Source organism: Streptomyces sp. NPDC002701, assembly GCF_042889045.1.
In the GTDB taxonomy this organism is placed as follows: domain Bacteria; phylum Actinomycetota; class Actinomycetes; order Streptomycetales; family Streptomycetaceae; genus Streptomyces.
This window is the reverse complement of sequence record NZ_JBIAQL010000008.1, coordinates 189,738-208,539: the sequence shown is the minus strand read 5'-3', so window position 1 is coordinate 208,539 and position 18,802 is coordinate 189,738. Positions and strand designations below refer to the sequence as shown.

At 70.5% G+C, this 18,802-nt stretch carries 17 protein-coding genes; 10 read left to right on the top strand and 7 right to left on the bottom strand.

Annotated features, from left to right (window positions below):
* Positions 1 to 73 precede the first annotated feature (73 nt).
* Entirely contained in the window at positions 74 to 469 is a 396-nt protein-coding gene (locus ACFYXC_RS23025) for a PPOX class F420-dependent oxidoreductase (protein WP_389553867.1), read from the top strand.
* Between the two features lie 27 nt (positions 470 to 496).
* Here ACFYXC_RS23025 and ACFYXC_RS23020 read toward each other — a convergent pair whose 3' ends face one another.
* Complete coding sequence (locus ACFYXC_RS23020; RefSeq protein WP_388915054.1) at positions 497 to 1,624, bottom strand: magnesium and cobalt transport protein CorA; 1,128 nt, start codon at positions 1,622 to 1,624, stop codon at positions 497 to 499.
* A gap of 186 nt (positions 1,625 to 1,810) precedes the next feature.
* Here ACFYXC_RS23020 and ACFYXC_RS23015 point away from each other — a divergent pair, with 186 nt between their 5' ends.
* Entirely contained in the window at positions 1,811 to 2,605 is a 795-nt protein-coding gene (locus tag ACFYXC_RS23015) for a methyltransferase domain-containing protein (protein WP_389553866.1), read from the top strand.
* A gap of 12 nt (positions 2,606 to 2,617) precedes the next feature.
* Here ACFYXC_RS23015 and ACFYXC_RS23010 read toward each other — a convergent pair whose 3' ends face one another.
* Together ACFYXC_RS23010 and ACFYXC_RS23005 are read right to left on the bottom strand one after the other, a co-directional pair.
* Positions 2,618 to 3,565, bottom strand: coding sequence for a carbohydrate kinase family protein (locus ACFYXC_RS23010; RefSeq protein WP_389553865.1), 948 nt, complete (start codon positions 3,563 to 3,565; stop codon positions 2,618 to 2,620).
* A 16-nt stretch (positions 3,566 to 3,581) separates the two neighbouring features.
* On the bottom strand, positions 3,582 to 4,487 hold the full coding sequence (locus tag ACFYXC_RS23005; protein ID WP_389553864.1) for a pseudouridine-5'-phosphate glycosidase: 906 nt from the start codon (positions 4,485 to 4,487) through the stop codon (positions 3,582 to 3,584).
* A 99-nt stretch (positions 4,488 to 4,586) separates the two neighbouring features.
* On the opposite strand from ACFYXC_RS23005, the gene ACFYXC_RS23000 reads away from it, so the two are divergent.
* Entirely contained in the window at positions 4,587 to 5,015 is a 429-nt protein-coding gene (locus tag ACFYXC_RS23000) for a VOC family protein (protein ID WP_388915066.1), read from the top strand.
* 131 nt (positions 5,016 to 5,146) lie between these two features.
* On the opposite strand, the gene fdhA is transcribed toward ACFYXC_RS23000, so the two are convergent.
* From fdhA to ACFYXC_RS22985, 3 genes are all read right to left on the bottom strand, one after another.
* Positions 5,147 to 6,373 (bottom strand): formaldehyde dehydrogenase, glutathione-independent, encoded by a 1,227-nt coding sequence (gene fdhA / locus ACFYXC_RS22995; protein WP_389553863.1) that lies wholly within the window; start codon positions 6,371 to 6,373, stop codon positions 5,147 to 5,149.
* A 206-nt stretch (positions 6,374 to 6,579) separates the two neighbouring features.
* A complete protein-coding gene (locus tag ACFYXC_RS22990) occupies positions 6,580 to 7,134 on the bottom strand; it encodes a methylated-DNA--[protein]-cysteine S-methyltransferase (RefSeq protein WP_389553862.1) in 555 nt (184 codons plus the stop codon).
* Between the two features lie 93 nt (positions 7,135 to 7,227).
* Positions 7,228 to 8,100, bottom strand: coding sequence for a glycerophosphodiester phosphodiesterase (locus ACFYXC_RS22985; protein WP_389553861.1), 873 nt, complete (start codon positions 8,098 to 8,100; stop codon positions 7,228 to 7,230).
* Positions 8,101 to 8,376: 276 nt separating this feature from the next.
* Here ACFYXC_RS22985 and ACFYXC_RS22980 point away from each other — a divergent pair, with 276 nt between their 5' ends.
* The 6 genes from ACFYXC_RS22980 (at position 8,377) to ACFYXC_RS22955 (ending at position 16,762) form a co-directional block, all read left to right on the top strand.
* Entirely contained in the window at positions 8,377 to 9,237 is an 861-nt protein-coding gene (locus ACFYXC_RS22980; protein ID WP_388915080.1) for an MHYT domain-containing protein, read from the top strand.
* Positions 9,238 to 9,276: 39 nt separating this feature from the next.
* Positions 9,277 to 11,412 (top strand): excinuclease ABC subunit UvrB, encoded by a 2,136-nt coding sequence (gene uvrB / locus ACFYXC_RS22975; protein ID WP_389553860.1) that lies wholly within the window; start codon positions 9,277 to 9,279, stop codon positions 11,410 to 11,412.
* A 143-nt stretch (positions 11,413 to 11,555) separates the two neighbouring features.
* Entirely contained in the window at positions 11,556 to 12,134 is a 579-nt protein-coding gene (locus ACFYXC_RS22970; protein WP_151478427.1) for a TerD family protein, read from the top strand.
* Between the two features lie 46 nt (positions 12,135 to 12,180).
* The gene (locus tag ACFYXC_RS22965; RefSeq protein WP_389553859.1) at positions 12,181 to 14,223 is read left to right on the top strand and encodes a TerD family protein; all 2,043 of its coding nucleotides are present in this window, start codon (positions 12,181 to 12,183) and stop codon (positions 14,221 to 14,223) included.
* A gap of 285 nt (positions 14,224 to 14,508) precedes the next feature.
* Positions 14,509 to 15,522 (top strand): TerC family protein, encoded by a 1,014-nt coding sequence (locus ACFYXC_RS22960; RefSeq protein WP_389553858.1) that lies wholly within the window; start codon positions 14,509 to 14,511, stop codon positions 15,520 to 15,522.
* Positions 15,523 to 15,661: 139 nt separating this feature from the next.
* The gene (locus tag ACFYXC_RS22955) at positions 15,662 to 16,762 is read left to right on the top strand and encodes a calcium:proton antiporter (RefSeq protein ID WP_389553857.1); all 1,101 of its coding nucleotides are present in this window, start codon (positions 15,662 to 15,664) and stop codon (positions 16,760 to 16,762) included.
* A 46-nt stretch (positions 16,763 to 16,808) separates the two neighbouring features.
* On the opposite strand, the gene ACFYXC_RS22950 is transcribed toward ACFYXC_RS22955, so the two are convergent.
* Positions 16,809 to 18,113, bottom strand: a complete 1,305-nt coding sequence (locus ACFYXC_RS22950) for an MFS transporter (protein ID WP_389553856.1) — start codon at positions 18,111 to 18,113, stop codon at positions 16,809 to 16,811.
* A 211-nt stretch (positions 18,114 to 18,324) separates the two neighbouring features.
* Between ACFYXC_RS22950 and aroQ the strand changes: the two genes are divergently transcribed.
* A complete protein-coding gene (gene aroQ, locus ACFYXC_RS22945; RefSeq protein WP_388915100.1) occupies positions 18,325 to 18,798 on the top strand; it encodes a type II 3-dehydroquinate dehydratase in 474 nt (157 codons plus the stop codon).
* Positions 18,799 to 18,802: the final 4 nt, after the last annotated feature.

The following is an 18,802-nucleotide window of genomic DNA, read 5'->3' as shown; positions in this document are numbered from 1 at the left end:
CCGCTCCCGTCCCGCGTGACATCCGCGCCGCGCAAGGGTGTTGTATGCATGTGCATGTAGTTAGTCTGTCGGCATGACGACCTCCTTCGACGACTCGGTCCGCACGCTCCTCGACGGCAAGAACTTCGCCAGCGTCGCCACCCTCGGCCCCGGCGGCGCACCCCAGAACTCGGTGGTCTGGATCAAGCGCGAGGGTGACACCGTCCTCTTCTCCTCCACCGAAGGCCGGCAGAAGGTCCGCAACCTCCGACGCGACCCCCGCGTCAGCCTCTCGGTCTTCGACCTCGCCGACCCCTACACCTCGGTGGAGATCCGTGGGACCGGCGAGATCGTCCCCGACGAGGGCAAGCGCCTCCCCTACGAGCTCTCGCACAAGTACCTGGGTGTCGACCCTCCCGCGGAGAAGGACGACGAGGTCCGCGTGATCATCCGCGTGCTGCCCGAACGCGTCATCGGCTTCTCGGCGTGACCCGGACGCCGGGCCGTCGGGGCGGTGTCACAGCCAGCCGTTCCGCTTGAAGCCGCGGTAGAGGGTGAAACAGACGACGGCGATCATGCCGACCGTGAACGGGTACCCGAACGTCCAGTGCAGCTCCGGCATGTGGTCGAAGTTCATCCCGTAGACACCGCAGACCATCGTCGGTACGGCGATCAGTGCCGCCCAGGCGGTGATCTTCCGCATGTCCTCGTTCTGCGCCACACTCATCTGCGCGAGGTGCGCCTGCAGGATCGAGTTGAGCAGTTCGTCGAAGGCGGCTATCTGTTCCGCGGCCCGCAGCTGATGGTCGGAGACGTCCCGGAAGTACGCCTGTATCTCCGGGTCGATCACCCGAATCGGCCGCGTGGCGAGCTCCATGATGGGCCGGCCCAGCGGGACCACCGCCCGTTTCAGTTCGAGCAGTTCACGCTTGAGCTGGTAGATGTGCCCGGGGTCGGCCCGCGCGCCGTCCGCCGCGAACACGGCGGTCTCGACCTCGTCGATGTCCTCCTGCACCGAAGCCGTGACCTGCAGATAGTCGTCCACCACGTGGTCCGCGATCGCGTGGAGGACGGCGGCCGGCCCCTTGGAGAGCTGCTCGGGGTCGGCCTCCAGCTCCTCCCGCAGCGGACCCAGTGAGCCGTGCCGCCCGTGCCGCACGGTCACCACGAAATCCTGGCCGACGAACACCATGATCTCGCCGGTGTTCACCACCTCGCTGCTCGCGGTCAGTTCGGAGTGTTCGACGTAGCAGACCGTCTTGAACACCGCGAACAGCGTCTCGCCGTACCGCTCCAGCTTCGGGCGCTGATGGGCGTCCACCGCGTCCTCCACCGCCAGCGGGTGCAGGTCGAACAGCTCGGCGATCCCCGCGAACTCCACCTCGGTCGGCTCGTGCAGCCCGAGCCAGACGAAGCCGCCCTCGGCCTTGCGGACCCGCTCCACCGTCTCGACCAGATCGCGGCCGGCGGGAACCCTGGACCCTTCCTCGTACGCCACGCAGTTCACCACCGCGGTACCCAGCGGTGACCGGGCGGGGTGGCTCAGGTCCACACGGGCACGACGTCGTGTCAGCCGTGCCACCTTGCGGAGGCCGCCGACCTTGCTCAGGCCCGTCACCTTCCGCAGATTCCCTGCCATGGACATCTGGATCTCCCTGCGTGGATCTCCTCGCGCCGCCCTCTGCGCCTTGCCGCGGCCAGTCTGCCAGGATGTTCCGCCGGTCGGCCGAGCCTGTGGGAACGGAGCATTCCGTTCCGGAACCACCCGCCGAGCCCCATATCGGGAGCGTCGCCCACTCAAGAAAAGCATGACAAATGGGATGATCGGCGCATGATGCGAACCGACGGACACCTCCTCGACAACCCCCGGTCCGAGGCGGGGCGGCGATGCGACGCCCACGCCGCTCTCTTCGACCCCACGACGTTCCGGCACATCGAACGGTCCGGCATCGGGTCCGGCTGGCGCTGCTGGGAGGTGGGTGCCGACGGCATGTCCGTGGTGTCCTGGCTCGCCAAGAAGGTCGGCCCCACCGGCAGGGTCGTCGTGACGGACCCCGACACCGGCTGGGTGCCTCCGGCCGTCCGCCCGCCGGTTCAGCCGCGCGTCCATGACATGGGCGCCGACGAGCCGCCGGGGGAGGGCTTCGACCTCGTGCACGCCCGGCTCGTCCTCGCGCATGTGCCGGACAGGGAACGGGCGTTGCGCACGATGATCAGGGCGCTGCGGCCCGGCGGACGGCTCGTGGTCGAGGACGCCGATCCCGCACTGCAGCCGCTGGCCTGCCCGGACGAACGCGGCCCCGAACAGCAACTCGCCAACCGCGTACGCCACGCGATGCGGGACGTGCTGGCCGGGGAGGGCGTCGAACTCGCGTACGGGCGGCGGCTTCCCCGGTTGCTGCGGGAGGCGGGACTGCGGCAGGTCGGGGCAGACGTGTACTTCCCGTTCACCTCGCCGGCCTGCGGGGCGCTCGAGTCCGCGACCGTCGGGCAGGCCCGTGCTCAGCTCGTCGCCGCGGGGCTCGTCACCGACCAGGACATCGACCGCCACTTGGCGAACGTGGCCGCGGGCGGGATGGACCTGGTCACCGCGCCGTTGATCTCGGCGTGGGGACGCAAGGCGTAGTGCCGGGCGGGGTCACGCCTCCCTCCGCGGCCTCGCGCCGACCTGCTCCACCGCCCGGGCCCCGGCCCGGCACCCCTCGGCGGCGGCCTCTTCCGGTCTGCCGCCCGTGATCAGCGTGGCCAGGAAGGCTCCGGTGAAGGCGTCGCCTGCCCCGGTGGTGTCGACAGCGGCCGCGGATCGCGCAGGAATCCGGGCCCGGACCGCCCCCGACCGGGCGACGAGGGCTCCGGCGTCGCCCTGCTTGACCACCACCAGCGGAACGTGGCGGCTCAGTTCGGCCGCCGCGTCCACCGTGTCGGGCAGACCCGCCAGCAGCCGGGCCTCGTCCCGGCTCGGCAGCAGGACGTCGATCCCCTCGATGAGCGCGAGGAAGCGGCCCACGCCCAGTTCGGCGAGGAAGCCCGCCGAGGCGGGATCCACGCTCACCGGCACTCCACACGCGCGTGCCGACCGCACCGCCACCGCCACCAGGGCCCGGCACGGCGCGGAGAAGAACAGGTAGCCCGACAGGTGCAGCCACGCGACACCGTCGAGCAGCTCCCGCGACCAGTCGCCGGCGTCCAGGCGCAGGGACGCACCGCTGTCCGTGAGGAAGGTGCGCTCCGCCGAGTCGTCCGTGTCCACCAGGCAGATCACCGTCCCGGTGGGCGCCAGTGGATCGACGACCAGGAGGGGGCGCACCCCGGAGGCCACCAGTTCCCGCTCGTGCCAGGCGGCCGAGTCCGCGCCCACCCGGCCGAGGAACCGCACCTCGGGTCCGCCCTGGCGGGCCGCCCAGCACGCGACGTTGGCGCCCGCACCGCCCGGCACGGTCCGGACGGCGGCCGCCGTGTCGGTCCCCGCGGCGAGCGGCCCCCGATGCCGGGCGACGACATCCGTGATGACGTCACCGACGACGAGGAGAGCCCCGCCGGGGACGGGCGCCGGACCCGGCGACCGGCCGGGAGGCGGAGACGTCATGCCCGCGCCGGTGCTGTCATGCCTGGGCCCAGGCCGCCGCGATCCGCCCCGCCAGCCGTACGTTGCCGCGTACCGCTGCCAGATTGGCGTCCAGCGACGCTCCATCGGTGTGGCGCACCAAGTGGTCGAGCAGGAACGGAGTGACGGCCTGCCCGCTCACCCCCTGCGCCTCGCACGCGTGCAGCGCGTCGGCGAGCACGCGCGCGTGCAGGTCGGGATCCAGCTGCTGCGCCTCGGGCACGGGATTGGCGACGATCAGTGCCGACTCGGGTCCTCGCAGGCCGTCCTGCGCGCGCATGACGGCCGCGACCTCGCCCGGCGACTCCAGCGTCCAGTCCACCGGGTGCCCCGAGTCCGACAGATAGAAGCCGGGAAAGGTGGCCGTGCCGTATCCGACGACCGCGACACCCAGCGTCTCCAGGCGTTGCAGGGTCGCCGGGACATCCAGGATCGACTTCACGCCCGCGCACACCACCGTGATCCGGGTGCGCGCGAGGAGCCCCAGGTCGGCGGACTCGTCCTGCGTCACCGTCCACTCCCGGTGCACGCCCCCGAGCCCGCCCGTCGCGAACACCCGTACGCCCGCGCGTGCGGCCAGCAGCGCCGTGGCCGACACCGTGGTGGCTCCGCTGGCTCCCGCGGCGACCGCCGGCGCCAGATCGCGGTGCCCCAGTTTGCGGATGCCGTCCTCGCGGGCGACCCGTTCCACCTGCTTCGTGTCGAGGCCCACATGGGGCCGCCCGTCGAGCACGGCGATCGTCGCCGGGACGGCGCCCTCCTGACGTACGGTGTCCTCCAGCTCCAGTGCCACCCGGAGATTGCGCGGACGCGGCAGTCCGTGCGCGATGATCGTGGACTCCAGCGCCACCACGGGCCGCCTCGCGGCGAGCGCCTCCCGAACCTCTTCGGACACCACCAGCACGCGCGTGCCTCCTGTCTGTCGGTTCCCCTCTCATCCCTGGCGGGCGACGCGCCCGGCCAAACCCTTGCGACCGCCACAGGAGGTCAGCAGCCTGTGGGTATGACGGACAACTCGACACGACTCGACCACGTCGTCCTCTGGGTGCGCGACCCCGTCGCATCGGCCGACTTCTACGAGAAGGCGATGGGTCTGGAACCCATCAGGGTCACCGAGTACGCGGCGGGAAAGGCGTCGTTCCCCTCGGTACGCCTCAACGAGGAGACCATCTTCGACCTCGCGCCTCTGACGATGGCCGCGGGCATGGACATGGTCCCCGGCGCCGCCGAGAGCGCGGGCCACCCGGTCAACCACGTGTGCCTCTCGTACGGGTCCGAGGAGTTCGACGCGCTCCACGCCCGCCTGGAGGAACGCGCCGTCCCGCTCTCGGACTTCTCGTACGACGCTTTCGGCGCCCGAGGAAAGGCCAGGCGGAGCTTCTACTTCCGGGACCCGGACGGAAACATCTTCGAGGCCCGGCACTACGAGTAGCTCTCCGCATCGCCACCGCCCCGCCACCGAGGGCCGGAGCGGGGCCGGAGGGGGTGTCCACGCGGGCGTGGACGCCCCTTCTCCGCGTGCCTCCTCACTCGGCCGTCCGGCTGCCCGGCAGTCTGGCAACCTCAGACGGGCTGTATCCCGCTCAACACCCCGTGCGGGTCGAGGACGTACTTACGGCTGGCGCCCTGGTCGAACTCTGCGTAACCGCGCGGCGCGTCTTCCAGGCCGATCACCGTCGCGTTGACGGCCCTGGCGATGTGCACCCGCTCGTGCAGGATCGCCTTCATCAGGCCCCGGTGGTACCGCATCACCGGACACTGGCCTGTCGTGAAGCTGTGGCTCTTCGCCCACCCCAGACCGAGCCGCACCTTGAGCGTCCCGGTCCGCGCGTCCTGGTCGACCCCGCCGGGATCGTCCGTGACGTACAGGCCCGGAACGCCCAGCGAGCCGCCCGCGCGCGTGAGGCCCATCAGCGAGTTGAGAACCGTGGCGGGTGCCTCCGGGGCGTCGGGACCGTGGGCCCGTGCCTCGAAGCCGACCGCGTCGACGGCCACATCCACCTCCGGCTCGCCCAGGATCTGGTCGATCTGCTCGCTCACGTCGCCCTGGCTGACGTCGACCGTCTCGCAGCCGAAACTACGGGCCTGTGCGAGCCGCTCGGCATTGAGGTCGCCGACGATGACGACGGCCGCGCCGAGCAACTGCGCCGACGCCGCGGCGGCGAGACCGACCGGTCCCGCACCGGCCACGTACACCGTCGAACCGACCCCGGCGCCCGCGGACACCGCGCCGTGGAAACCGGTCGGGAAGATGTCCGACAGCATGGTCAGGTCGAGCAGCTTCTCGCGTGCCTGGTCCCGGTCCGGGAACCGCAGCAGGTTGAAGTCCGCGTACGGGACCATGGCGTACTCCGCCTGGCCGCCGACCCAGCCGCCCATGTCGACATAGCCGTAGGCCGCGCCGGGGCGGGCCGGATTCACGTTCAGGCAGATGCCGGTGTTGCGCTCCTTGCAGTTGCGGCACCGCCCGCAGGCGATGTTGAAGGGCACCGAGACGATGTCCCCGACGTCGACGAACTCGACGTCCGGGCCCCGCTCGACCACCTCCCCGGTGATCTCGTGCCCGAGGACGAGCCCTTCGGGCGCCGTCGTCCGGCCGCGCACCATGTGCTGGTCGCTGCCGCAGATGTTGCTGGCGAGTACTTTCAGGATGACTCCGTGCCGGCAGGTGCGGCCGACGTTCGCGGCGGCCACCCCCGGACCGTCCTGCAGTTCGAGCGACGGGTAGTCGATGGTCCTGACTTCCACCGCGCCCGGCTTGAGGTACGCGACTGCCCTGTTCCCGCTCATACGTGATCGCCGTCCCTTCGGCCCCCGTGCCTTCGGTCGCCAGTGGCTGTGCGCAGGGCGGAGTCTGCTACCGCCGCACCGTTCCGGCCAGCCTCCGCGCGGGTACGCGCAGCCGTGGCACAGCAGGGAGCGCGATCCTCCCGCTCCGCGGACGGGTCACCCTCTGGACCGAAGCACGGGGCACGGGCACCCCCCCCACGACTCGCTCAGAACAGCGGTTCCGGCAGCACACCTTCGAGGGCCAGCAGCTTCCGCTTGGTCTCCACGCCGCCCCCGAACCCACCGATGCCACCGTCGCTCTCCACGACCCGGTGGCAGGGCACGACCACCGGCAGCGGGTTGGCGCCCATGGCCATCCCCACCGCCTGGGCGGCCCCCGGCCGGCCCGCCCGCCGCGCCAGGTCGCCGTAGCCCACCACCGCCCCGTACGGGACGCCGGACGCCAGCTCGCGCAGCACCTGGCGGTTGAAACCGGAGATCAGGGACCAGTCGAGCGGCAGTTCGAAGTCGTGGCGCTCACCCGCGAAGTACGCCGCGACCTGCCGTATCGCCTCGGCCAGCAGCGGCGACCGCGGCGCTTCGACGGGCTCGGTGCCGAACCGGGAGCGGAGCCGCTCCAGTGTCCGGTCGCGCACCTCGTCCGTGGCGTGGAAGGCGACGCTGACCAAACCCTCGCCGGTCGCCGCCAGCAGCAGCGGACCGATGCCACTGTCGACGACGGCCCACACCACGCGCTGCTCGTCCTGCCCATGGCTGTTCATGCGCTCCACGGTACGGCGCACCACTGACAGCGCCGGTGGCGCGGACACCCGCGGGCGTCCGCGCCACCGGCGCCCGACCGCCGGCCCGGGTGCTCAGCCCTCGCGCAGAGCCTTGCGCACCACGTCCGGCTTGTTCGTGATGATGCCGTCCACCCCGAGGCCCGCGACGCGCCGGGCGTCCCGAGGGGTGTCGACGGTCCAGGTGAGGATCTCCAGGGGCTTGCCGTGCGGTCCTCGGAGCGCGTGGATCGTGGCGACGTACCCGCGGGAGAGCGTCGTGTGGGACGAGTTGATCTGGTCGGCGAACCGCGCGTAGGCGGGCAGCTGCGCGAACGACGGAGTGCCCAGGAAGCCCGTCTTGATGTCGGGCCGCAGCGCGTGCACCCTACGGATGCTGTTCGCGTCGAAACTCTGGATCACCAGCTTGTGCCGCACCTGGCTCGGGCCCAGCCAGCCCTCGTTGCTGAGGACCTTGAGGGTCTCCCGTTCGATGCCCGGGTACAGCCCGGGGTTCTTGATCTCTAGGACGAGCTTCTGGTGGTTGTGCGAGACGCGGTTCATGTACTGCTTCAGCGTCGGTACCCGTGCCCCCTTGTAGCGCGGGCTGAACCAGCTTCCCGCGTCCAGGCGGGCGATCTCCGCGGCGGTGAAGTCCTTCACCTTCCAGGGAGCCCGGCCGGGGAAGACCTTCTCGACATCGGTGGTGCGGGCCAGGCTGTCGTCGTGGATCACGACGAGTTTGCCGTCCTTGGTGCGCTGGACATCGTTCTCGACCCAGCTGAAGCCGAGGCGGGCCGCCCTGTCGACGGCGGCGAGCGTGTTCTCGGGGGCCTGGGCCGAGGCCCCGCGGTGGGCCACGACCAGAGGCCGGTCGTCGCTCACGGCCGCGTGCGCGGTGGGGAGGGGGAGAACGACGGCGGCTCCCAGGAGCGCGGTGGTCGTGGCGGCGGCAGCGCGCGCGTGCATACGTACTCCTTGCGTCTGCGATCACGGACGGTCCCAGAGTGACAGCAGGGGGTCAACATTCGGGGGGTGTGGGATGGCCACAAACTGAATGGAGTTGCCCGAACCCGATCACGCGTGCCACACAACTGGGGCAACGCCGTGATTCTTTGCAGGAAAATCGTTCGGGCGTTCAGGGGGGAGTCATACTCTCTGCGACACCCCTGGTCACGCGGCGCTGCTGGCACGGGGACAATTCACGGGGTTCCGGGATGTAACAGGGCGGAAAGGCAACCGCGCATGCAGGGCACGGTCGACGGATTCAGCTACGGACTCGTCACGCCGCTCGTGGCGTACCTGATGGCCTGTCTCGGCGGGGCACTCGGTCTGCGCTGCACCACGAGGTCGATGCTCGTCACCCGTTCGTGGCGCCCCGGATGGCTCGCCCTCGGCTCGGCGGCGATCGGCTCCGGCATCTGGACCATGCACTTCATCGCGATGATGGGGTTCTCCGTGCGGGAGACCCCGGTCCACTACGACAGGCTGACGACCTTCGCGAGTCTCGGCGTCGCGATCGTCATGGTCGGCATCGGGATCTTCATCGTCGGGTACCGGGGAGCGTCCGGGACGGCGCTGTTCACCGGGGGTACCATCACCGGTCTGGGCGTCGCCTCGATGCACTACCTGGGTATGGCCGGAATGCGTCTGAACGGGAAGCTGGAGTACGACACCTTCACCGTCGCCGCCTCCGTCGTCATAGCCGTCGCCGCCGCGACCGCGGCCCTGTGGGCCGCCGGACAGGTCCGCGGGTTCCTGTGGAGCGTGGGCGCCAGCCTCGTCATGGGCCTCGCCGTCAGCGGCATGCACTACATGGGGATGGCCGCCCTCAGGGTCCATCTGCACGGCGCCACCAGCACCCCCGCGGGCGACTCGCCCGCGACCCTGCTGGCCCCCCTGATGATCGGACCGCTGGCCTTCCTGCTGCTGGCCGGTGTCGTCGTGATGTTCGATCCGCTGATGGTCATGGGCAAGCCCGACTGGAGCGCCACCGACCAGAAGCCCGGCATCCCCGCCCACCCGGTCCGGCCCACCGGTCGCCCGCCCGTGCCCGACCCGCGCCTGCGGCACCACGGCGGCTCCCGCACCCCGCAGAACCGGTGACGGGAGCCCGTTGTCAGTGCGGGGTCGTACGGTTGGTGCATGCGGCCCGTATCCAAGATCGAACGCACGGTGGCGCCTTTCGAGGTCGTCAGTCCCTACCAGCCCAGCGGCGACCAGCCCGCTGCCATCGCCGACCTCGAGCGGCGCGTCCTCGCGGGGGAGAAGGACGTCGTCCTCCTCGGCGCGACCGGCACCGGCAAGTCCGCGACCACCGCGTGGATGATCGAGAAGCTTCAGCGCCCCACCCTCGTGATGGCGCCGAACAAGACGCTGGCCGCCCAGCTGGCGAACGAATTCCGCGAGCTGCTGCCCAACAACGCGGTCGAGTACTTCGTCTCGTACTACGACTACTACCAGCCCGAGGCGTACGTCCCCCAGTCGGACACCTACATCGAGAAGGACTCCTCGGTGAACGAGGAGGTGGAGCGCCTGCGCCACTCCGCGACCAACTCACTGCTGACCCGCCGTGACGTGGTCGTGGTCGCCTCGGTCTCCTGCATCTACGGCCTGGGCACGCCGCAGGAGTACGTCGACCGCATGGTCAACCTCAAGGTCGGCGACGAGATCGACCGCGACGACCTGCTCCGCCGCTTCGTCGACATCCAGTACACCCGCAACGACCTGGCCTTCACCCGCGGCACCTTCCGCGTCCGCGGCGACACCATCGAGATCTTCCCGGTCTACGAGGAGCTGGCCGTCCGCATCGAGATGTTCGGTGACGAGATCGAGGCCCTCTCCACGCTGCACCCGCTCACCGGCGAGATCATCAGCGACGACCAGCAGCAGTACGTCTTCCCCGCCACCCACTACGTCGCGGGCCCCGAGCGCCTGGAGCGCGCCGCCCACGCCATCGAGAAGGAGCTCGGCGAGCGCCTGTCCGAGCTGGAGAAGCAGGGCAAGCTCCTGGAGGCCCAGCGCCTGCGCATGCGCACGACGTACGACCTGGAGATGCTCCGCCAGATCGGCTCCTGCTCCGGTGTCGAGAACTACTCGATGCACTTCGACGGCCGCGAGCCCGGCTCCCCGCCGAACACACTGCTCGACTACTTCCCGGACGACTTCCTGCTCGTCATCGACGAGTCGCACGTCACGGTGCCCCAGATCGGCGCCATGTACGAGGGCGACGCCTCCCGTAAGCGCACCCTCGTGGACCACGGCTTCCGGCTGCCCTCGGCGCTGGACAACCGTCCGCTGAAGTGGGAGGAGTTCCAGGAGCGCGTCGGCCAGGCCGTCTACCTGTCGGCGACGCCGGGCAAGTACGAGCTCTCGCGGGGCGACGGCTTCGTCGAACAGATCATCCGCCCCACCGGCCTCATCGACCCCGAGGTCGTGGTGAAGCCCACCGAGGGCCAGATCGACGACCTCGTGCACGAGATCCGTCTGCGCACCGAGAAGGACGAGCGGGTCCTGGTCACCACGCTCACCAAGAAGATGGCCGAGGACCTCACCGACTACTTCCTCGAGATGGGCATCCAGGTCCGGTACCTGCACAGCGACGTCGACACCCTGCGCCGGGTCGAACTGCTGCGTGAGCTGCGGGCCGGCGAGTTCGACGTCCTCGTCGGCATCAACCTCCTCAGGGAGGGGCTCGACCTGCCCGAGGTCTCCCTGGTGTCGATCCTCGACGCCGACAAGGAGGGCTTCCTGCGCTCCGGCACCTCACTGATCCAGACCATCGGCCGCGCGGCCCGCAACGTGTCCGGCCAGGTCCACATGTACGCCGACAAGATCACCCCGGCGATGGAGAAGGCCATCGAGGAGACGAACCGCCGCCGGGAGAAGCAGGTCGCGTACAACACGGAGCGGGGCATCGACCCGCAGCCCCTGCGCAAGAAGATCAACGACATCGTCGCGCAGATCGCCCGCGAGGACGTCGACACGGAGCAGTTGCTCGGCACGGGCTACCGCAATCTCAAGGACGGCAAGAGCGCCAAGGCGCCCGTGCCCGCCCTGTCGAAGACGGACAAGGGCGCCAGGTCCGCCAAGGGCAAGGCCAAGGAAACCGTGCCGACCGACCGGCCCGCGGCGGAACTCGCGGAACAGATCGAGGAGATGACGGTCCGGATGCGCGCGGCCGCGGCGGACCTGCAGTTCGAGATCGCCGCACGGTTGCGTGACGAGGTCTCGGAGATGAAGAAGGAACTGCGGCAGATGAAGGAAGCCGGTATCGCCTGACGCCCGACCGCCGCGCTGTGTTGCAAGACCGACACAAAGTGTGCACCGGGCTACGGCGCTGTCAGTGGCCGTGCGTAGGGTTGCTGGTCAACCGCAGGATTCTGCGGCAACAGGGGACAGTCGGTCCGAGAGGGGAACAGCGCGTGACGGTCAACATGACCAAGGGTCAGGCCATCAGTCTGCAGAAGAACGACGGGGGCACGCTGACCGCGGTGCGCATGGGGCTCGGCTGGCAGGCAGCCCCGCGACGTGGGCTGTTCGGATCCCGTACCCGCGAGATCGACCTCGACGCGTCCGCCGTGCTGTTCGCGGACAAGCAGCCGGTCGACGTGGTGTTCTTCCGTCACCTCGTCAGCGACGACGGCTCGGTGCGGCACACCGGTGACAACCTCGTCGGCGGCGTGGGCCAGGGCGGCGACGACGAGGCGATCCTCGTCGACCTCGCCCGCATCCCGGTCCACATCGACCAGATCGTCTTCACCGTGAACTCGTTCACGGGCCAAACGTTCCAGGAGGTGCAGGACGCGTTCTGCCGCCTGGTCGACGAGACCAACGGCCAGGAACTGGCCCGCTACACCCTCGCGGGCGGCGGACAGTACACCGCGCAGATCATGGCGAAGGTCCACCGCGCGGGCACCGGCTGGCAGATGACGGCCCTCGGTACGCCCGCCAACGGCCGTACCTTCCAGGACCTGATGCCGGCGATCCTGCCGCACCTGTAGACAGCACGGCGCCCGGCGCTCGACATACGTAGGGGGAACGAAGGCGATGACGGCTGAGCTGGTCCGGGGGCAGAACCACCCGCTATCCCAGGCACGACTTGAGATCCGGGTGTCGGCCGGCAAGCCGATCGTGGCCGGGGCCACGCTCAGCGACGAGCGGGGCAAGGTGCACGGTGTCGAGTGGGTGGCCCACCCGGGCTCACCCACTCTGCCAGGCATAGAGGTGTCCAAGCAGGCGGCGGCCGATCACCGGCTCGCGTGCGACCTGGACGCCCTGCCGGAGACCGTGCACCGGGTCAGTGTGCTCCTCGCCCTGCCCTCCGGAGTGGGCGGTCCGGTCCGGTTCGGTGCCGTCGCGGCCCCCTTCGTCGCGGTCACCGGGCTCGACGGCTCCGAGGTCGCCAGCTACACGGTCACAGGGCTCGACTCCGAGTCGGCCGTCGTCGCACTCGAGCTCTACCGCAGGCAGGGCGCCTGGAAGGTGCGCGCCGTGGGCCAGGGATATGCGGGCGGTCTCGCCGAGCTTCTCGCCGACCAGGGTCTGCCCCAGGCCCACCAGCTCGCCGGCGGTATCAACGAAGCGGTCGCCCAGGGCCTGGCACGCTCGGTCTCCGCGCCACCGCCGCGCACGGCCGAGGGCGACCGCTCACGGCACGCCGCGGCACCCGCCCTCGGCCAGGACCAGGGCGGATCGACGACGTCCCAGAGCGCGCCGGGGCAGGTGCCTCCGCAGCAAGGACATCCCGGCGGCCAGGGAGCCACCGCGCCCGGTGTCGGCCCCGGAGTTCCGCAGCCCGGCTACCCCGCGGCCTCAGCACCGGGGGATCCGTCCGCCGTCACCCAGCCCGGCGGCCCCGGAGCCGGCGGCCCCGTCAACTACAGCCACCCTGGCCGGCAGGCCGCCGCACCGCCGCCGCCCCCGCCGGCCGCGCCCCCGGCCCGGCCGGGGCAGCCCGCACAGCCCGTGGCGGGCGACGCGACCGGCTGGTCCATGGAGGAGCGCCTCTACAACCAGGTGTGGGGCATGTTCGAGGACCTGGCCCGCACGGCCGCCGCGTATCGCAGCGCCGTCGACTTCGCCGAGTCGCGGATGGAGCAGGAACTCGACAAGGTGCTGTCCGACCCGCGCAGCCGGATCGGTGGCCAGGGCGATGCCGCCCGCGAGGCGGCCCGCGCCAAGCACGCCGAGCTGATCGACCGGGCCAGGCAGGTTCTCGACCGCGACCTCGCCCAGCTCACCGCCGAGGCCGAGGTCGTCGAGCCCGCGCTGCCGCCCGCGTTCGCGCGCTGGGACAACCCCGCCTGGCACGCCTACCGGGTGCCGATGGAGATCCCCATGGCCCTGCGTCTGGGCGACCTGCACCTGCCCGAGAGCGCCGGCGTGAGCATTCCCATGCTGGTGCGGCTGCCGCTGGAGCGCGGTCTGTGGATCGACAGCGGCCGCGGCGGATCCTTCGACGGTTCGATAGCGGACTCCGACGACCTGCGCCGCCTCGCCATGGACACGGCCGTGGCCCACGCGGCCCGGCTGCTCGCCGTCTATCCCGCCGGTGAGTACACCGTGCACGTCATCGACGCGGCGGGCTCGGCGGCCCCGTCCCTCCTGCCGCTCGTGAGCACCGGAGTGCTCGCCGGTCCGCCCGCCGTCGGCGCCGCGGGGGTGACCGAGGTGCTGGCCCGGCTGACCCAGCGCGTCGACCTGGTGCAGATGGCCATCAGGGGCGGTGCGGCCGACTCGCTGCCGTCCGACCTCGACCCGGCCGAGCAACTGCTGATCGTCAACGACTTCCCGCACGGCTTCGACGACCGTGCCGTGACCCAGCTGCGTTATCTCGCGGACGAGGGCCCGGCCGTCGGAGTGCATCTCATGCTGGTCGCCGACCGGGAGGACGCCGCCGCCTACGGGCCGCTGCTCGACCCGCTGTGGCGGTCGCTGCTCCGGCTCACGCCGGTGCCCGACGACCACCTCGCCGACCCGTGGGTCGGGCACACCTGGACCTACGACCCCTCGCGGGTCCCGCCGGGCAGCCAGGTGCTGCAGCACGTCCTCACCCAGGTCGCGGCAGCCCGCCGCTCCTGTAACCGCTGAGGTCGCCCAACCCTTCCCCAAGACTTGGTCAACTCACCTGACCAGCGCACTTGGCTTTTCTTTTACCAATCTCTTTACCTTTCCTTGGTGATTGGGTACTGTCATGAGTGCGGAGGGGAGTACTCCCTGACTACTGCGGCGTTCCCGTCAATACGGATCAGGCCAGATCCCGGGGCGTCGGCCCAGGTGCAGCCGGGCGCATCACGTGCCCAGGACGCACCGGGTGGAAGAGACCTCCGGCAGCGACGACGCTGACATTTGCCGTTACGTACTGCCGGAGGCGCAGTGGATGTTTCAGTGACCCTTTGGGTCCTCACAATCGTGGGCCTCGCGGCCCTCATCGGGGTCGATTTCTTCATCGGCCGCAAGCCGCACGACGTATCGATCAAGGAAGCCGGAATCTGGACGGTCGTCTGGATCGTCCTGGCCGCACTGTTCGGGCTCGGACTGCTCTTCTTCTCCGGTGGCCAGCCCGCCGGAGAGTTCTTCGCCGGCTTCATCACCGAGAAGTCGCTGAGCGTCGACAACCTCTTCGTCTTCGTCCTGATCATGGCGAAGTTCGCGGTGCCCACGCAGTACCAGCAGCGAGTGCTGCTCATCGGTGTGCTGATAGCCCTGGTCCTGCGCGCGATCTTCATCGCCGCCGGTGCCGCCATCCTCGCCAGCTTCGCGTGGGTCTTCTACATCTTCGGCGCGTTCCTCATCTACACCGCGTGGAAGCTGATCCAGGAAGCCCGCGCCGACGACGAGGACGAGGAGTTCGAGGAGAACCGGCTGCTCAAGGCCGCCGAGCGCCGCTTCGGTGTCGCCGACCGCTACCACGGCACCAAGCTGTGGATCCAGCAGAACGGCAAGCGGGTCATGACCCCGATGCTGGTCGTCATGCTGGCGATCGGCACCACCGACGTGCTCTTCGCGCTCGACTCGATCCCCGCGATCTTCGGCCTGACGCAGGACCCGTACATCGTGTTCACGGCCAACGCGTTCGCGCTGATGGGCCTGCGGCAGCTGTACTTCCTGATCGGCGGACTCCTCAAGAAGCTGGTCCACCTCAGCTACGGCCTGTCGGTCATCCTCGGATTCATCGGCGTCAAGCTGGTGCTGCACGCGCTGCACGAGTCCGGTGTCCATGTTCCGGAGATCTCCATCCCGGTCTCCCTCGGCGTGATCTGCGCCGTTCTGGTGATCACCACGATCACCAGCCTGATGGCCTCCAAGAAGCAGGCGGCCGAAGAGACGGGGAAGACCGAAGGGACCCAGAAGACCGAAGGTTCCGAGAAGGACAGCATCGACGTCTGACCCCGTCGGACGCAGGAACGACCAGCACCGGGAGCGACGTCGGCGAACTGCCGGCCACCGCTCCCGGTGCCTGTTCGTACGGCGAGCGCGGCCCGCCCGCCGGAATGCGGGACCCGTGCGTGGCTGCGACGATCGCAGCATGATCGTTCGGCTTCGGTCACTCGTGACGCGGTGGACGGCCGCCGTGCCCGTGATGGCGATCGTCCTGCTGGTTCTCACCTGGGGCCGCGATCTGCCCGGCGCGCTCGTCGCCCTGGTGACGGCGGTGCTGGCCGGCTCCGTACTGGCCGCGGTCCATCACGCCGAGGTGATCGCCCACCGGGTCGGTGAACCGTTCGGCTCGCTGGTCCTGGCCGTCGCTGTCACGATCATCGAGGTCGCGCTGATCGTCACTCTCATGGCCGACGGCGGGGCCAAGAGCGCCACGCTGGCCCGCGACACCGTCTTCGCGGCCGTGATGATCACCTGCAACGGAATCGTCGGCCTGAGTCTGCTCGTCGCCTCGCTGCGGCACGGCCTGGCCGTCTTCAACGCGGAGGGCACCGGCGCCGCCCTCGCGACCGTGGCGACGCTGGCGACGCTCAGCCTGGTGCTGCCGACCTTCACCACCAGCAGACCGGGGCCGGAGTTCTCCACGACCCAGCTCACCTTCGCCGCCCTCTCCTCGCTCGTCCTGTACGGCATGTTCGTGGCGACGCAGACCGTGCGACATCGCGACTACTTCCTGCCGGTCACGCGACAGGGCGAGGTGATCGCCGCGGCCGAGCACGCCGGCCTTCCCTCCGCCAGGACCGCGATGACCAGCCTCGGCCTCCTCGGCCTGGCCCTCGTCGGCGTGGTCGGCCTCGCCAAAGGCGTGTCACCCACCATCGAGTCCGGGGTGGAGGCGGCCGGGATGCCGCACGCCGTGGTCGGCGTGATCATCGCCCTGCTCGTCCTGCTGCCCGAGACGATCGCCGCACTGCGCTCCGCCCGCCGGGACCGTGTGCAGACCAGCCTGAACCTCGCCCTCGGCTCGGCGATGGCGAGCATCGGCCTGACCATCCCCGCCGTGGCCGTCGCGTCGATCTGGCTCTCCGGCCCGCTCGTCCTGGGCCTGGGCTCCACACACATGGTGCTGCTCGCCCTGACCGTGGTGGTCAGCTCCCTCACGGTGGTCCCCGGCCGGGCGACCCCGCTCCAGGGCGGCGTCCACCTGGTGCTGTTCGCGGCGTATCTGGAACTGGCGATCAACCCGTAGGGCCCCTCGGCCACCGGCCGGGGCAGTCACGTACCTCCAGCAGCGCTCAGCCCGTGGCCGGCTCCGGTACCACCACCCCCACCGGCCGGGTCTCCGGGAGCAGCGCGAAGCAGCCGAGGCTGAGCAGTGCGATGCCCGTCAGATAGCCGGCCACGCCCCACGGCACCCGCCCGCCGCCGTCCGCGAGCGCGGTCGCCACGATCGGGGTGAGCGCGCCTCCGAGCACCCCGCCCAGGTTGTAGCCCACCGCCGCGCCCGTACAGCGCACCCGAGGTTCGTACAGCTCCGCGAGGTACGCGGCGATCACACCGAACATCGTGACGAACGCGATCAGCGCCACCAGGAAGCCGAGGAACATCAGCAGCGGTTCCGCCGTCGACAGCAGCGCGATCATCGGGAACATCCACACGGTGGCGACCGCGCACCCCGCGAGACACAGCGGCCGCCGCCCGAAGCGGTCGCTCAGCACGGCCGCCACAGGGGTGAGGGCGCCCTTCACCACCACGGCCGCCATGATGCAGGCGAGCATGACGGTACGGCTCACCCCGAGCCGCTCGGTCGCGTAGGCGAGGGACCAGGTCGTCACCGCGTAGAACAGCGCGTACCCGACCGCCAGCGCCCCGGCGGTCAGCAGCACCAGGCGCCAGTGCCCGCGGACCACTTCGGCGAGCGGCACGCGCGCGTGCTCCCGCAGGCCGAGGAACTGCGGGCTCTCGGCGAGCGAGGAGCGCAGCCACAGCCCGGCCGCGGCGAGCACCCCCGCCGCCCAGAAGGGCACCCGCCAGCCCCAGGAGGCGAACTGCGCTTCGGAGAGCGTCGCCGACAGCGCGAGCATCACGCCGTTCGCGAGGACGAAGCCCACCGCCGGCCCGATCTGGGGAAAGCTCGACCACAGTCCGCGGCGTCCGGCGGGCGCGTGCTCCGCGGTCAGCAGCACGGCCCCGCCCCACTCCCCGCCGAGCCCCAGCCCCTGGAGGAAACGCAGCACCAGGAGCAGCACGGGAGCGGCCGTACCGATGGCGTCGTACGTCGGTACGCAGCCGACCGCGACGGTCGCGGCGCCGGTCAGCAGGAGGGAGGCGACGAGCACGGGCCGCCGTCCGTGCCGGTCCCCGATGTGCCCGAACAGGACCGAACCCAGCGGCCGTGCCACGAACCCGACCCCGAAGGTCCCGAAGGCCGCCAGCGTCCCCGCGACCGGCGAGAACGTGGGGAAGAACAGCGGGCCGAGGACGAGCGCGGCGGCCGTCCCGTAGACGAAGAAGTCGTAGAACTCGATGGCCGTCCCGGCGAGCGCGGCGGCCGCGAGTCGCGGCATGGAAGGCGGTTTTACTGTGCGTGCACGGTGCATGCCGCGTCAACTACCCACGGTCACCACGGGTTACGGGGGCGCGCGGGAGCCCGGGGCGCCCCAGTACCTCACGGTGATGCGCCGGGCAGGTCTGTCGACCCGGCTCACGCCTCCGTAGGGGATGCCGAGTTGCAGGTCCGCGCACCGTGATAAACCGGGTCCGAACAGCGGTCCTTGACGGGCCGAACCATTGGACCGGACCGGAGGACCCGTGCCCCGCACTCTCGCCGACGCCCCCATCATGATTCTCAACGGCCCCAACCTGAACCTCCTGGGCCAGCGGCAGCCGGAGATCTACGGCTCCGACACCCTCGCGGACGTCGAGGCGTCGTGCGCCGAGGCGGCGGCGGCGCACGGCGGGACGATCGACTTCCGGCAGTCCAACCACGAGGGCGAACTGGTCGACTGGATCCACGAAGCACGCCTCCACCACTCGGGGATCGTGATCAATCCGGGCGCCTACTCGCACACCTCCGTCGCGATCCTGGACGCCCTCAACACCTGTGACGGCCTGCCGGTGCTGGAGGTCCACATCTCCAACATCCACCGGCGTGAGGAGTTCCGGCACCACTCGTACGTCTCGCTGCGCGCCGACGGAGTCATCGCGGGCTGCGGTGTGCAGGGATACGTGTTCGGGGTGGAGCGGGTCGCGGCACTGGCGGGGGCGGGTCAGGCACGGGCCTGACGGC